This is a genomic window from Streptomyces sp. 142MFCol3.1 (assembly GCF_000424945.1).
Lineage (GTDB): Bacteria > Actinomycetota > Actinomycetes > Streptomycetales > Streptomycetaceae > Streptomyces > Streptomyces siamensis.
On sequence record NZ_AUKV01000011.1, the window covers coordinates 144264 to 159154 of the forward strand.

Sequence of the window (14891 nt, forward strand, 5' to 3'; positions counted from 1 at the left end):
GAGGTCCCGCGATGGCGACAGCGACCACTTACGGAGCCCGCGCCCATGCGCGCGCCCAGGAGGGCACGCGCACCGAGGCCATGCCCGTCGTGCCGGCGAGCGCCTGGCCCGCCCCGCCCTGCGAGGCGGGCCACCTGGTGTGGGCCGAGACGGTGGCGGGCGGCAACTACACGCACAAGGTGCTGGCGCGCGGCACCGAGATGCGGCTGACCGACCTGGCCGGCGACGCCTGCGCGCACCTCCTGCTCCATGTCGCCGGCCGTCCCTGGGAACGGCTGAACGTGGCGGACACCGTCAAGGTCCAGTGGAACGCCTACCTCGGCGAGGGGCAGCTGCTGCTGTCCGACCAGGGCCGGGTGCTGGCCTCGGTGGTCACCGACACCTCGGGGCGTCACGACGCCCTGTGCGGCACCTCCACCCTGCTGCGCAACACCGAGCGGTACGGGGACGGGACGCCTCGGTCCGCTTCCCCGGCCGGCCGTGAGCTGTTCAAGCTGGCCGCCGCGAAGAACGGACTCACCCCGCGTGATCTGCCGCCCTCACTGTCGTTCTTCCAGGGGGTGGAGGTGGGCGACGACGGTTCGCTGCACTTCACCGGCTCGTCCGGACCCGGCGGGAGCGTGACGCTGCGCACCGAGCAGGACGTGACCGTACTGATCGCGAACGTTCCGCACCCGGCCGACCCCCGACCGCGCTATGTGAGCGGCCCGCTCGAGGTGCTCGCCTGGCGGGCGGCGCCGACCGAGCCGGGCGACCCGCTGTGGGAGGCCACGCCCGAGGGCCGCCGCGCCTTCCTGAACACCGCCGAATTCCTCGCCGCGAGGGGGCTCGCATGAGCACGACCGTCGTTCCCGCCCGGGCCGCCTGGTCGGCCGTCGTCCGCTCCGGCGAGACGCTCACCATCACCGATCTGCACGGCAACCAGGCCGTCGACTTCCTGCTGTACGACGCCGCGGACACCGCCGTGCGCTACAGCGCGCCCGACACGATCCAAGCGCAGGGCAACATCTTCCTGACCACCGGAAGCGTCCTGATGTCGAACGAGCACACCCCGCTGATGACCGTCGTCGACGACGAAGTGGGGCGGCACGACACGGTCGGCGGCGCCTGCTCCAAGGAGTCGAACACCCTCAGGTACGGGCACCACACCTGGTCCCAGCACGCGTGCGTGGACAACTTCCTGGCGGAGGGTGCCCGTTACGGCCTCGGCAAGCGGGACCTCGTCTCGAACGTCAACTGGTACATGAACGTTCCGGTCGAGCAGGACGGCACGCTCGGCATCGTCGACGGCATCTCGGCCCCCGGACTCAGGGTGACCCTGCTCGCGGAGCGCGACGTGATCGTCCTGGTCTCCAACTGCCCGCAGATCAACAACCCCTGCAACGGCTTCGAGCCGACCGACGTGGAGATGACCGTCGGAGCGGCGCGATGACCTTCGACACGCTGCTCGTCGCCAACCGCGGGGAGATCGCGGTGCGCGTCGTCCGCACGGCGCGCGAACTCGGCCTGCGCACCGTCGCGGTGTACTCCGACCCCGACCGCGGCGCGCCCCACGTCCGGCTCGCCGACGAGGCGGTACGACTGGGGCCCGCGCCCGCCAAGGAGTCGTACCTCGACGCCGACCTCGTCCTGAAGGCGGCCAAGGACACCGGCGCCGGCGCCGTCCACCCCGGGTACGGCTTCCTCTCCGAGGACGCCGCCTTCGCCCGCCGCTGCGAGGACGCCGGGATCGTCTTCGTGGGCCCGACGCCGGAGCAGCTGGAACTGTTCGGGGCGAAGCACACGGCCCGCGCGGCGGCCCGGGCCGCGGGGGTGCCGCTGGCACCCGGCACCGGCCTGCTGGACTCCGTCGGGGAGGCGCTCGACGCGGCCTCCCGGATCGGCTACCCCGTGATGCTCAAGGCCACCGGCGGTGGCGGCGGAATCGGCATGTCGGCATGTCGCTCCGCCGTCGAACTGACCGAGGCCTGGGAGCGGGTGCGGCGCGTCGTCTCGGCGTCCTTCTCCTCCGCCGGTGTCTTCCTGGAACGCCTCGTCGAGGACGCCCGCCACGTCGAGGTGCAGGTCTTCGGCGACGGCGCGGGCCACGTCGTCACCCTCGGCGACCGGGACTGCTCGCTCCAGCGGCGCAACCAGAAGGTCCTGGAGGAGGCGCCGGCCCCGGGACTCCCGCGGCAGGTGCGCGACCGGCTCGCCGCCGGCGCACGTGACCTGTGCGCGAGCGTCGGCTACCGCTCGGCCGGCACGGTCGAGTTCGTGTACGACGCCGCCCGCGAGGAGGCGTACTTCCTGGAGGTGAACACCCGCCTCCAGGTGGAGCACCCGGTGACCGAGGAGATCCTGGGCATCGACCTCGTGGCCTGGATGCTGCGGCTGGCACGCGGCGAGTCGGACGTCGTGCGGGACCCGGGGCCGCCCCGCGGTCACGCCGTCGAGGCGCGGGTGTACGCCGAGGACCCCTCCCGCGGTCACCGGCCGAGCGCGGGCCTGCTGACCCGGGTCGAGTTCCCCGGCGGTGTCCGGGTGGACGGCTGGGTCGAGACGGGCACCGAGGTGACCACGTCGTACGACCCGCTGCTCGCGAAGGTGATCGCCCGCGGTCCGGACCGGGCGCAGGCCCTGCGACGGCTCGACGACGCCCTGGCCCGCACCCGGATCGACGGCATCGAGACGAACCTCGGCCTGGTGCGGGCAGCGCTCGCGGAGCCGTCCTTCCGGGCGGCGGCGCACTCGACGGCGACGCTGGCGGCCGTCACCGACCCGACGCCGCGCATCGAGGTGGTGTCCGGCGGAACACTCACCACCGTGCAGGACTGGCCGGGCCGCACCGGTCACTGGCAGGTGGGCGTACCGCCGTGCGGTCCCATGGACGACCTGTCGTTCCGGCTGGGCAACCGGGCACTCGGCAACCACGAGGGCGCGCCGGGCCTCGAATGCACCCTGCGGGGACCGTCACTGAGGTTCACCCACGCCACCACGGTGTGCGTCACGGGCGCCCCCGCCGCGGTCACCGTGGACGGCACGGCGGTCGCCCAGTGGGATCCGGTGACGGTGCCGGCCGGGGCCGTGCTGGACGTCGGGGCCCCCGACGAGCACGGGCTGCGGACCTATGTGCTGTTCGCGGGCGGCGGTCTGGACGTGCCCCTCTTCCTCGGCAGCGCGGCCACCTTCACGCTCGGCCGGTTCGGCGGCCACGGCGGACGGGCGCTGCGCACCGGCGACGTGCTGCACGGCGGCTCGGTGGTCTGCGGAACACCGGTTCCGGCCGCCGACCGGCCGGTCCTCGGCTCGCGATGGCAGGTCGGCGCGCTCGAAGGTCCGCACGCCGCACCCGAGTTCTTCACCGAGGACGACATCCACGACTTCTACGCCGCCGACTGGAAGGTCCACTTCAACTCGGCGCGGACGGGGGTGCGACTGGTCGGTCCGAAACCCCGCTGGGCGCGCCAGGACGGCGGCGAGGCGGGCCTGCACCCGTCGAACATCCACGACACGCCGTACTCGGTGGGCGCCGTCGACTACACGGGCGACATGCCGGTGCTGCTCGGCCCCGACGGCCCCTCGCTCGGTGGCTTCGTCTGCCCGGCGACCGTCGTCAGCGGCGAACGCTGGAAGCTCGGGCAGCTCCGCCCGGGAGACACGGTGCGCTTCACCCCGCTCGCCGAGGACGGCTCGGTGCGCCCGGCGATCGTGGACGGCGGCGTGCTCGCGCGCGACGGCGACGTGACCTTCCGCCGCAGCGGCGACGACAACCTGCTGGTCGAGTTCGGTCCGGCGCAGCTGGACCTGGCCCTGCGGATGCGGGCGCACGCGCTGATGGAGGCGGTCGCCGCGGCCGGGATCGACGGTGTCACGGATCTGACACCGGGTATCCGCTCGCTGCAGATCCAGGCGGACCCGGGCAGGCTGCCGCAGCGTGAACTCCTCGCCTCGGTGCGGGAGATCGCGCGGACGCTGCCGGCCGGGGACCAGCTGGCCGTGCCGTCCCGGACGGTCCACCTCCCGTTGTCCTGGGACGACCCGGCGACCCGTGAGGCGATCGCCCGCTACATGGCGGGGGTCCGCGACGACGCGCCCTGGTGCCCGTGGAACATCGAGTTCATCCGCCGGGTGAACGGCCTGGACTCGGTCGCCGACGTCTACCGCACGGTCTTCGACGCGGAGTACCTCGTCCTGGGCCTCGGGGACGTGTACCTGGGCGCGCCGGTCGCGACGCCGCTCGACCCGCGCCACCGTCTGGTCACCACCAAGTACAACCCGGCACGTACCTGGACCGCCGAGAACTCGGTCGGCATCGGCGGGGCCTACCTCTGCGTCTACGGCATGGAGGGGCCCGGCGGCTATCAGTTCGTCGGGCGCACCACCCAGGTGTGGTCGGCCTGGCAGCAGCGCGGCGCGTTCGAGCCGGGCTCACCGTGGCTGCTGCGCTTCTTCGACCGCATCAAGTGGTACCCCGTCGAGGCGGACGAACTGCTCGAACTCCGGGCGGACATCGTCTCGGGCCGGTTCGTCCCCCGTGTCGAGGAGGGCGAGTTCTCGCTCGCCGGCCACCGGGCCTTCCTCGCCGAGCACGCCGGGTCCATCGCGGAGTTCCGGGCCCGGCAGGGCGCGGCGTTCGCGGCGGAGCGGGACGCGTGGGAGGCGGCGGGCGAGTTCGCGCGTGCCGAGGCGGCGTCCGCCCCGGCGGCCCCCGCGGCCCGAGTGGCCGTGCCGGAGGGCGGCCGTCTGGTCGAGGCCGAGTTCGCCGCGTCCGTCTGGCAGCTGAACGTCCGCCCGGGCGACACGGTGACCGCCGGTCAGCCGCTGCTGGCCCTGGAGGCCATGAAGATGGAGTCGCGGGTACCCGCGCCGATGGACGGCCTGGTCCATGAGGTACTCGCCAGGCCGGGCGACCAGGTGGAGGCGGGCACCGCGCTGCTGATCCTGGCCCCGCACGAGTCGTAGCACCACCGTCCGCCCCGCCGTACCTCCAGTGCAAGGAGTACCGATGTCCGCCGTGACCAGGGTCCGCATGGCCTACGCCCGCATCGAGGCGACGGACCGCCCCGAGGTGTGGATCGACCTCCGACCCCGCGCGGAGGCCGAGGAGGAGGCCCGGGGGATCGACGAACGCGTGGCCGCGGGCGAGCGGCTGCCGCTCGCGGGCCGCCTGTTCGCGGTCAAGGGGAACATCGACGTCGGGGGCCTGCCGACCACCGCGGGGTGCCCGGCCTACGCGTACACGCCCGAGGTGGACGCCCCGGTCGTCGCCCGGCTGCGCGCTGCCGGTGCGATCGTGCTCGGCACCACGAACCTGGACCAGTTCGCCACCGGACTGGTCGGCACCCGCTCCCCGTACGGTGCCGTCCGGGGTGCGCTGGACCCGGACCGCGTCAGCGGCGGCTCCAGTTCGGGTTCGGCAGTCGCGGTGGCCCTGGGCGTCGTCGACTTCGCCCTCGGCACGGACACCGCCGGCTCGGGCCGCGTCCCCGCCGCGTTCAACGGCATCGTCGGACTCAAGCCGACCCGGGGTCTGGTCCCCACAGCCGGGATCGTCCCGGCCTGCGCCTCGCTGGACTGCGTGACCGTGTTCGCCCGGACCCTGCCGGAGGCCGAGCGGGTGCTCGCCCATATGGCGTCACCGCCGGGCCGCGACCTGCCGCCACTCCCCCAGCGGCTCCCCGGCCCGTGGCGGGTCGGCGTGCCGCCGACGGCGCAGCTGGGCGACCTCGACGAGGGGTGGGCACAGGCGTACGAGGCGGCCGTCGAGCGGCTCGTCGCGGCGGGCGCGGAGGTGTCCACGCTCGATCTCACCGCCTTCACGGAGGCCGCCGAGATGCTCTACGGCGGTGCGTTCGTCGCCGAGCGCTACGCCGCCGTCGGGGGCTTTGTCGACAAGTTGCTGAGCGAGGGCGGCGCGGGGCTCGACCCGACCGTCGCCGGGATCATCACCCGCTCCCGGGACATCCCGGCCCACCAGGTGTACGCGGACCAGGAGCGGCTGGACGGGCTGCGCGCCCGGGCGCTCGCCGAGCTCGGCGACGCGGACGCCCTGCTGCTGCCGACCGCGCCCGGGCACCCCACCCTCGCCGAGGTCGCCGCCGACCCGCTCGGCGCCAACGCCCGGCTGGGCCGCTTCACCAACTCGACGAACCTCTTCGACCTGGCGGCCGTCGCCGTACCGGCCGGTCCCACACCGTCCGGTGCGCCGTTCGGCGTGATGCTGATCGGCCGCGCGTTCACCGACGAGCGCCTCGCGCACATCGCCCGGCTGCTCCAGCCACCGCTGAGGATCGCCGTGGTCGGCGCGCATCTGTCCGGTCAGCCGCTGAACCCGCAGCTGCTGTCCCTGGGCGCCGAACTGGAGCGGACGACGACCACGGCACCCGTCTACCGCCTGTACGCGCTGTCCACGACCCCGCCCAAGCCGGGGCTGGTCCATGTCGGCCCCGCGGAGGGCGGAGCCGTCGAGACCGAGGTGTGGCGGCTCCCCGCGGAGGGGCTCGGCCGGCTGCTCGACGCGCTGCCCCGGCCGATGGCGCTGGGCCGGGTGGAACTGGCCGACGGCAGCGACGTGCCGGGCTTTCTCTGCGAACCGCCCGCGCTCGAAGGCGCCCAGGACATCACGGACCTGGGGGGCTGGCGCGCCCACCTGCGCGCCGAGGACTGATCCCCGGGCCTGCTGCCCGGGGCCGGTCGCCCGGGAGCCTGTGCCCGAGGACGCGTCGCGCCGCCTTGTCCGGGGCAGACCTGCCTCGAGCCGATGCCCGGGAAGTGCGCCGCCTGCCGGTCCGGGAGGCGGCGCGCCCTGCGGGGACGTCACGGCGGGCGGCCGTCGACGTGTCCCGGCGGCCGACTGTCCCCCGGTGCCGCCGGGCGCGCCCCGTCGGGGAGCGCCCGGCCCGGTCTCAGCCCACCGAGGAATAGGCCACGACCCCGCGCAGCAGGGCGTCGACCGCCTTGCGCGCGTTCTTCGTGACCGTCGAGCCTTCGGCTCCGGAGGGTGCCGCGGCGGCGATCTGCCCCAGGACGTCGATGACCTGCTTGCACCAGCGCACGAAGTCGCCCGCGGGCATCTCCGCCTCGCGCAGCACCTCGTCGAGCCCCTTGCCGCAGGCCCATTCGTACGCGGCCCAGGCGAAGCCCAGGTCCGGCTCGCGCTGGCCCACGCCCTCCGTCTGGGTGATCCGGAACTCCTCCTCCAGGGCGTCGAGCCGGCCCCAGATGCGCACCATCTCGCCGAGTGCGGCCTTCGCCTTGCCGGACGGCACCTTGGGCGCCATCGCGTCGTCGCCGACCCGCGACTCGTACACCAACGCCGAGACGCAGGCGGCGAGTTCGGCGGGGCCGAGTCCCTCCCAGACCCCGGCGCGCAGGCATTCGCTGGCGAGCAGGTCCAGTTCGCCGTAGAGCCGGGCGAGCCGCTTGCCGTGTTCGGTGACGTCGTCGCCGCGCAGATAGTCCAGCTCGGTCAGCAGGGCCACGATCCGGTCGAAGGTGCGGGCGATGGTGTTCGTCCGGCCCTCGATACGGCGCTCCAGCTGCGAGGTGTCGCGCAGCAGCCGGTGGTAGCGCTCGGACCAACGCGCGTGGTCCTCACGGTCGTTGCACCCGTGGCAGGGGTGGGCGCGGATCTCCGTGCGCAGCCGGGAGATCTCGCGGTCGTCGGCCGCCTGCGAGCGCTTCTTGCGGTGCCGGTCGGGGACGATGTGCCCCGCCTTCGTGCGCAGTGCCGACGCCAGGTCACGACGGGACTGCGGCGAGCGCGGGTTGAAGGACTTCGGGATGCGCATCCGCTCCAGCGCCTCGACGGGCACCGGGAAGTCCATGGCGGCCAGCCGCTTGACCTGGCGTTCGGACGTGAGGACCAGGGGGCGCGGGCCGTCGTGCTGCTCGAAGCCGCGGTGGCCGTTCGACCGGCCCGCGGGCAGGCCGGGGTCCAGGACCAGCGCCAGGCCCGCGTACTTCCCCGTGGGCACGTGGATCACATCGCCGGGCTTGAGCTTCTCCAGCGCGACGGCCGCCTCGGCGCGACGCTGCACCGCGCCCTGCCGGGCCAGGTCGGTCTCACGGTCCTTGAGCTCGCGGCGCAGCCGCATGTACGAGTCGAAGTCCCCGAGGTGGCAGGTCATGGACTCCTTGTAGCCCTCGAGTCCCTCCTCGTTGCGCTGGACCTGCCGGGAGATCCCGACGACCGACTTGTCGGCCTGGAACTGCGCGAAGGACGTCTCCAGGAGCTCTCGCGAGCGGTGCCGCCCGAACTGCTCGACCAGGTTCACCGCCATGTTGTACGAGGGCTTGAAGCTGGAGCGCAGCGGATAGGTGCGGGTGCCGGCGAGGCCCGCCAGGTGCTCGGGGCTGAAGCCGCGCTGCCACAGCACGACCGCGTGGCCCTCGACGTCGATGCCGCGGCGCCCTGCGCGACCGGTGAGCTGGGTGTACTCGCCGGGAGTGATGTCGGCGTGCTGCTCGCCGTTCCACTTGACGAGCTTTTCCAACACCACCGAGCGGGCGGGCATGTTGATGCCGAGCGCGAGGGTCTCCGTCGCGAAGACGGCCTTGACCAGGCCCTGTACGAAGAGTTCCTCGACGACCTCCTTGAACGTGGGCAGCATGCCCGCGTGGTGGGCCGCGATGCCGCGCTCCAGGCCCTCCAGCCATTCGTAGTAGCCGAGGACGTGCAGGTCTTCCCTCGGGATGGAGGAGGTGCGCTCCTCCACGATGGCGCGGACCTTGGCGCGTGCCTCGTCGTCGTTCAGCCGCAGGCCTGCGTACAGGCACTGCTGGACGGCGGCCTCGCAGGCCGCGCGGCTGAAGATGAAGGTGATGGCGGGCAGCAGGCCCTCGGAGTCGAGCCGCTCGATGACCTCGGGGCGGCCCGGCGTCCAGATGCGGGAGCGCTGTCTGCGCTCCCGCTCCCGGTCGGCCTCGCGCATCGCCCGGCCCCGCCTGCGGTCCTGGTACGACGGCCGGCTGGCCTCCATGCGCGCCATCCGCGTGAGGTCGGGATTGACGGCCTTCTTCTGGCCCTCGCCCTCCTCGAAGAGGTCGTACATCCGGCGCCCGGCCAGCACGTGCTGGAAGAGGGGCACGGGGCGGTGCTCGGAGACGATCACCTGGGTGTCGCCACGGACGGTGTCCAGCCAGTCTCCGAACTCCTCCGCGTTCGACACGGTCGCGGAGAGCGACACCAGCGTCACGGACTCCGGGAGGTGGATGATCACTTCCTCCCAGACGGCGCCGCGGAAGCGGTCGGAGAGGTAGTGCACCTCGTCCATGACGACATAGCCGAGTCCGAGGAGGGTCTGCGAGCCCGCGTACAGCATGTTGCGCAGCACCTCGGTGGTCATGACGACCACCGGCGCCCCGGAATTGACGCTGTTGTCACCGGTGAGCAGGCCGACCTTGTCCGTGCCGTAACGGCGGCACAGGTCGGCGTACTTCTGGTTCGAGAGCGCCTTGATCGGCGTCGTGTAGAAGCACTTCTTGCCCTGCTGGAGGGCGAGATGGACGGCGAACTCGCCGACGATCGTCTTGCCCGAGCCGGTGGGCGCGGCCACGAGCACGCCCTTGCCCGCTTCGAGCCCCTGGCAGGCCTCGATCTGGAAGGGGTCGAGGCCGAAGTCGTACATCTCGCGGAAGGAGGCGAGCGCGGTGGCCTGCTCGGCAGCGCGCCTGCGTGCTGCCGCGTACCGCTCGGCCGGTGAGAGGTCCTCTGTCATCGTGCTTTCGAGACTACCGGGCGGCACTGACAACACGACGATCAATATCCGGATCAGATGCTGTGCGACACGAGGTCCCCGCAGCTCAGGCGAGCACCACCCGCACCGCCGCCGGTATGCACTCCGCGGTCAGCGGCAGCGGCCCGAGCGGCTCCCCGTCCGCGTACCCGGTGATGTCCTCGGCGAGCAGTTCGACCTTCGCGGCCCGGTGCACGCTCACCGCCGGATGATCGAGGTGCGTGCCCTTGTAGACCTTCGGGAACACCTTGAGCAGCGTCGTCCGGCTGCAGTCGCCGACGACGGTGACGTCGAACAGCCCGTCCTCCAGGTCCGCGTCCGCGCAGATCCTCATGCCGCCGCCGTACGACGATCCGTTGCCGACCGCCACGAGCGTCGCCTCGATCTCCCGGGCCTCGCCGTCGTCGAGCGTGATCCGGAACGGGAAGGGCTTGAAGGCGGCGAGCTCGGCGAGGATCGCGAGGTCGTACTTGAAGCGGCCGGCAGGCAGGCGCATGCGGTTGCCGCGGTCGTTGACGCGGGAGTCGAAGCCCGAGGCGAGGACCGTGCCGAACCAGGTGCCGTTCACCCGGCCCAGGTCGATGTCGCGCAGCCGGGACGCCTTCAGGGACTCGGCGATCCGCCGGCCCGCCGCGGCGGGGTCCTGGACGGGCAGGTCCAGGGCGCGGGCGAAGTCGTTGCCGGTGCCGACGGCGATCAGGCCGAGCGGGGTGCGGGTTCCGGCGACCGCCTGGAGGGCGAGGCTCACCATGCCGTCGCCGCCGACCGCTATGAGCGCGTCGGTGCCGCTCTCCACGGCGGCACGCGCCTGCGCGAGGGCGTCGCGCGGATTCTCGCCGAGGACCGTGCGGACGTTGAATCCCGCGGCCCGGAGAGCCGAAGCGGCCGGCTGCGCCGCTCGGGCGCCCCGGCCGCGTCCCGCGGTGGGATTGACGAAGAGGGTGATCTCGCTGGCCACAGGGTGACCCTACGAGGTCGACGGGCTTCGTCAGGTCACGTCGTCATAACCGTTCACCCGGTCCGCACCCGCCTGCTCGGGCAGGGCCCGGTTGGCCGACACGGATTCGACCGCGCCGATGTCCTCGGGCGTCAGGTCGAGGTCGGAGGCCTCGTCGTCGCCCGGCCCCTCGGCCTCGCGCCGCTTCTTGCGCCGGTCGTTGAGGAGCGAGAAGACGACCGCGCCGAAGTACAGGATCCAGATCGGCCCGGCGAGCGCCAGCATCGTCAGCGGGTCGGTGCTGGGGGTGGCGAGCGCCGCGAAGACGGTGATGCCCATGATCATGCCGCGCCACCAGCCGAGCATCCGCTTGCCGGTGAGGACGCCCGTGAGGTTGAGCATGACCAGCAGCAGGGGCAGCTCGAAGGACAGACCGAAGACGACCACCATGCGCGTCACGAGGTCGAGCAGGTCGTCGAGCGGCAGCAGGTTGCTGACGCCGTTCGGCGTGAAGTCGATCAGCACCTTCGCCGTGGTGGGCAGCACCTTGTACGCGAAGAAGGCGCCGCCGAAGAACAGCGGGACGCCGGTCCCGACGAAGGCGTACGCGTACTTCCTCTCGTTCTTGTGCAGACCGGGCGCGACGAACGCCCAGAGCTGGTAGAGCCAGACCGGCGAGGCGAGCACGACACCCGCCATCAGGGAGACCTTCAGCGCCAGGGTGAACGGGGCCAGCAGACCGTTGATGGTGATCTGCGCGCACTGGTCGCCCTTGGGCATCTTCGCCAGCTCGGCGAAAGTCTTCGGACACCCGACCGAGTCCAGGACCGGCTTGGTGAAGAAGTTGATGATGTCGTTGTAGTAGAAGGCAGCGACGACCGTGACCAGGACGATGGCCAGCATCGCCTTCGCGAGCCGGTTCCTCAGCTCACGAAGGTGCTCCGCGAGGGGCATCCGCCCCTCGGGATCCTTCTCCGTGTTGCGGGCAGACTTGAGCAACCCACGTTCCCATCTCGTGCAGCGGGCCGGACGTCACCGGCCCTGCGTCAGCGCTTGGTCGTGTCCGTGGGCTCGCTGACCGGACGGGAGCTGGTCACGTCGCCGGGCGCGGCCTGGATCGTGCGCTGAGCCGGGGGCTGCTCGTCGGTGTTCGGCGGGCCCGCCGGAGCAGGGTTGCTGCCCTCGTCCTTCATCGCCTTGGCCTCGCTCTTGAGGATCCGGGCGGACTTGCCGAGGGAGCGCGCCATGTCCGGAAGCTTCTTCGCGCCGAACAGCAGGATGATGACGACGAGGATGAGAATGATCTCGGGAGCTCCGAGCCTTCCGAACATAAGTCTTTACCTTCTCACCGAGGCTGCATGGTCGGGGTGCTGTCCGATCGGCCGGACATGTGTCCGATCGTCGTGTTGACAGCGATCGTAACGCTCAGGGGTGAACGCGCGGCAATCCCTGTGCGTACTCCCAGTTCGCGACCCGCGCCTCGTTCTTCGGGCCACGACCAGCAGCGTACCTGTCGTTGCCCGGAAGGTGACAGGGCGAAAGCCCCTCGAAACACATCACACCCACGTCTTACAGTGCATCGACCGAGCCTGCGGCGCGCGCGGCGGCGGTCTCCAGTTCCTCCGCAGCCACGCCGATCCGGCGCGCGGACTCGGAAACCTGGCGGCCCAGACGCTCCGCCTCCATGAAGACACGCACGGCGAGGACACCGAGCACGGCGATTCCCAGGAACCCCGCAGCGATCGCACACATCGGCCAGAACATGACGTCGACCCTAGAGGTTCTAGACGGTGGAGTGCAGACGCAGGGTGCGCACCCCGCCCCCGGTGAGCAGCTCGACGATGCGTTCCCCCGCCGGCTTGCGGACGGCCGAGCCGCACTCGGGGCAGGTGAAGGAGTAGAAGGTCGTGCGGCTGCTCGCGCCGATGGCCAGGCGCAGGGCGCTGGCTCCGAGCTCGAAGCCCGCCCGGCAGTCGGGGCAGGCGGCCCTGAACATCACCTCGACCACCCTTCGCATCCCCGCGAAGGCCGTCACGGCCGACATCTCGGGTGCGCCGGCCACGCCCACGCGGACCGGCGCGCCGGTCCGCTGCGCCACGGACGCCTTGTCCTGCCCGCCAGACTTCGACGACGTGCTCAAAGCTCCTGCTCCTGCCTGTCGTACGGCCCGTCCTGAACCCCTCGCGGCGCGCCGAGCCCGTCGTAGGCCGCGAGCGCGTCGCGGGCCGCCTGACGGGCGCTGTCCGCGAGGCCCTGCGGCGACACGATCCGGCCGTCGCGGCCCAGACGCAGTGCCAGCCGCCGCAGCGACGCCGGATCGGGGGTCCGCAGGGTGATACGCAGCCCGCCGTCCGGAAGCTCATCCGCACTGTCGTGGGGGTAGTACTCGGCGACCCAGCGCCCGCCCGGACCGACCTCGACGACCACCTCGGGGTCCTCCGCGGCGGGCTGCACGAGGCCCTCGGAGAGGTCCCTGAGCTCGATCTCGGGCGGCGCCGACGGCTCGTCCAGGATGCGGATCTCGGCGACCCGGTCGAGCCGGAAGGTGCGGCGCGCCTCGGAGCGGCGGCACCAGGCCTCCACGTAGGTGTGACCGACGCTGACCAGCCGGATCGGGTCGATCTCGCGCTCGGAGAGCTCGTCACGCGACGGCGAGTAGTAGCGGATCCACAGCCTGCGCCGCTCGGAGATCGCCCGGTCGACGTCCGCGAAGACCCCGCCCTCGGACTCGAAGGTCACCGACAGGCGGGAGCTCGCGCCCGCCGCCTCGCCCGAGGCGGCCTCCACCTTGGCGGTTGCCCGCAGCAGCGCCTGCCGGTCGCCCTCGCGCAGGCCGGGCAGCGTGGCCACCGCGCGGGCCGCCACGAGCAGCGCGGTCGCCTCGTCGGCGGCGATACGCAGCGGCTCCGCCACGTCGTCCGGGTTGTGCCACCAGATGCGGTCGCCGTCGGTGTCGATGTCCAGCAGGTCGCCGCCGCGGAAGCTGGTCCCGCACAGGGGCAGCACGTCGAGGTCGGAGATCAGCTCGTCCTCGGTGATCCCGAAGGCGCGCGCGACGTCGCCGACGCGCGCGCCGGGGCGCTCGCGCAGATAGGTCACCAGGGAGAGCATCCGCCGGGTCTGGTCGATGGCGTTCGCGGGCCTGGCCGGTTTTCCTGCCACTTTCTTACGTTCCCCCTCAGCCCTTGGCCACGGCGCGCAGCCGGTCCACGACGTCGGCCCGCAGCTCCGCGGGCTCCAGGACCACGACGTCGGGACCGAACTCGACGAGCCAGGCGTCCAGGCCGTGCCCGTACGGAATCTCCAACTCGTCCCAGCCGTCGCCCAGTTCCCGTACGGAGACGGCCTTGGCGCGCAGCGGGTAGCCGGCGCCGGTGCGCAGCCGGATCAGCGCGGAGCGGTCGGCGATCTCCCCCGCCCAGCCCGCGACGGTCTCACGCACGGTGACGACGTCGGGCACCTCGGCCGTGAAGCGTCCGGCGCGGGTGCGGACCCGGCCGGTGATCCGGGAGAGCCGGAAGACGCGCTCGGCGCCGCGGTCGCGGTCCCAGCCGGCCAGGTACCAGTGGCCGCGCCAGCATTCGAGTGCCCACGGCTCGACCTGCCGGGACTCCGGGCGCGCCGCGGTGGCCTTGCGGTAGTCGAAGACGACCGGGCGGCGGTCGCGGCACGCGAGCATCAGTGGCTCGAAGGCCGCCTCGTGGACGGGGATGTGCGGCTCCAGAGCGCCATGGGCCTCGTAGGGGTCCACGTCCTCGGGCAGTCCGGCGGCGCGCAGCTTCTGCAGGGCCCCGCTCGCCGCGCCGGCCAGCCGGGCCTGCTGCCAGACCTTGGCGGCGAGGCCGAGGGCGGCGGCCTCCTCGGCGTCGAGCGTGATGGGCGGCAGCCGGTTGCTGTCCCGGCGGGCGAGGTAGCCGACCTCACCTTCGAGGTTCTCCACCGTCTCGATGACCAGGCCGAGTTCGCGCAGATCGTCCTTGTCGCGCTCGAACATCCTGTTGAAGGAGTCGTCCGAGCTCGCTTCGAGGTAGGCCTCGATGGACTCGCGCAGCTCGCGCTTGCTCAGCGGCCGGCGTGTCCCGAGCAGACACAGCGCCAGGTTCATCAGCCGCTCGGCCTTGGCAATGGCCATCGACGCCCTTCCCTATGGTGCTTCCGATCGTCGACCGTACCGCCCCGGGGTGTCGTGGCAAAAGCCGAGGGCCCATGCCTGTCCAGGCATGGGCCCCAGGTGA

The 14891-nt window shown here is 72.4% G+C and carries 12 protein-coding genes; 4 read left to right on the forward strand and 8 right to left on the reverse strand.

The window, feature by feature from the left end; genetic code table 11:
• The first annotated feature begins 11 nt into the window (after positions 1 to 11).
• From H305_RS0118045 to atzF, 4 genes are read left to right on the forward strand one after another with little or no spacing between them, the layout of a single operon-like run.
• Positions 12 to 836 carry an urea amidolyase associated protein UAAP1 gene (locus H305_RS0118045; RefSeq protein WP_028801597.1) on the forward strand — a complete coding sequence of 275 codons (825 nt, stop codon included), beginning with the start codon at positions 12 to 14 and terminating at the stop codon, positions 834 to 836.
• Positions 833 to 1432 (forward strand): urea amidolyase associated protein UAAP2, encoded by a 600-nt coding sequence (locus H305_RS0118050; protein ID WP_028801598.1) that lies wholly within the window; start codon positions 833 to 835, stop codon positions 1430 to 1432. Before H305_RS0118045 ends, H305_RS0118050 begins: the two co-directional genes overlap by 4 nt.
• Entirely contained in the window at positions 1429 to 4944 is a 3516-nt protein-coding gene (locus H305_RS0118055) for a 5-oxoprolinase/urea amidolyase family protein (protein ID WP_028801599.1), read from the forward strand. Before H305_RS0118050 ends, H305_RS0118055 begins: the two co-directional genes overlap by 4 nt.
• A gap of 43 nt (positions 4945 to 4987) precedes the next feature.
• Positions 4988 to 6649, forward strand: coding sequence for an allophanate hydrolase (gene atzF, locus H305_RS0118060; RefSeq protein ID WP_028801600.1), 1662 nt, complete (start codon positions 4988 to 4990; stop codon positions 6647 to 6649).
• 238 nt (positions 6650 to 6887) lie between these two features.
• Here the strand turns inward: atzF and H305_RS0118065 are convergent, their stop codons facing one another.
• The 8 genes from H305_RS0118065 to H305_RS0118100 form a co-directional block, all read right to left on the reverse strand.
• Positions 6888 to 9746 carry a DEAD/DEAH box helicase gene (locus H305_RS0118065; protein WP_028801601.1) on the reverse strand — a complete coding sequence of 953 codons (2859 nt, stop codon included), beginning with the start codon at positions 9744 to 9746 and terminating at the stop codon, positions 6888 to 6890.
• A gap of 40 nt (positions 9747 to 9786) precedes the next feature.
• On the reverse strand, positions 9787 to 10677 hold the full coding sequence (locus H305_RS0118070) for a diacylglycerol kinase (protein ID WP_028801602.1): 891 nt from the start codon (positions 10675 to 10677) through the stop codon (positions 9787 to 9789).
• Positions 10678 to 10707: 30 nt separating this feature from the next.
• Positions 10708 to 11655 carry a twin-arginine translocase subunit TatC gene (gene tatC, locus H305_RS0118075; protein WP_028801603.1) on the reverse strand — a complete coding sequence of 316 codons (948 nt, stop codon included), beginning with the start codon at positions 11653 to 11655 and terminating at the stop codon, positions 10708 to 10710.
• A gap of 47 nt (positions 11656 to 11702) precedes the next feature.
• Positions 11703 to 11987 carry a Sec-independent protein translocase subunit TatA gene (gene tatA, locus H305_RS0118080; protein WP_028801604.1) on the reverse strand — a complete coding sequence of 95 codons (285 nt, stop codon included), beginning with the start codon at positions 11985 to 11987 and terminating at the stop codon, positions 11703 to 11705.
• A gap of 238 nt (positions 11988 to 12225) precedes the next feature.
• Positions 12226 to 12420, reverse strand: coding sequence for a hypothetical protein (locus tag H305_RS0118085; RefSeq protein WP_028801605.1), 195 nt, complete (start codon positions 12418 to 12420; stop codon positions 12226 to 12228).
• A 19-nt stretch (positions 12421 to 12439) separates the two neighbouring features.
• Positions 12440 to 12700, reverse strand: a complete 261-nt coding sequence (locus tag H305_RS0118090; protein WP_037764498.1) for a hypothetical protein — start codon at positions 12698 to 12700, stop codon at positions 12440 to 12442.
• Between the two features lie 92 nt (positions 12701 to 12792).
• Positions 12793 to 13818 (reverse strand): helix-turn-helix transcriptional regulator, encoded by a 1026-nt coding sequence (locus H305_RS0118095; RefSeq protein ID WP_028801607.1) that lies wholly within the window; start codon positions 13816 to 13818, stop codon positions 12793 to 12795.
• A gap of 16 nt (positions 13819 to 13834) precedes the next feature.
• Positions 13835 to 14788: a helix-turn-helix transcriptional regulator gene (locus H305_RS0118100; protein WP_028801608.1), complete on the reverse strand. Its 954-nt coding sequence runs from the start codon at positions 14786 to 14788 to the stop codon at positions 13835 to 13837.
• Between the last annotated feature and the right edge of the window lie 103 nt (positions 14789 to 14891).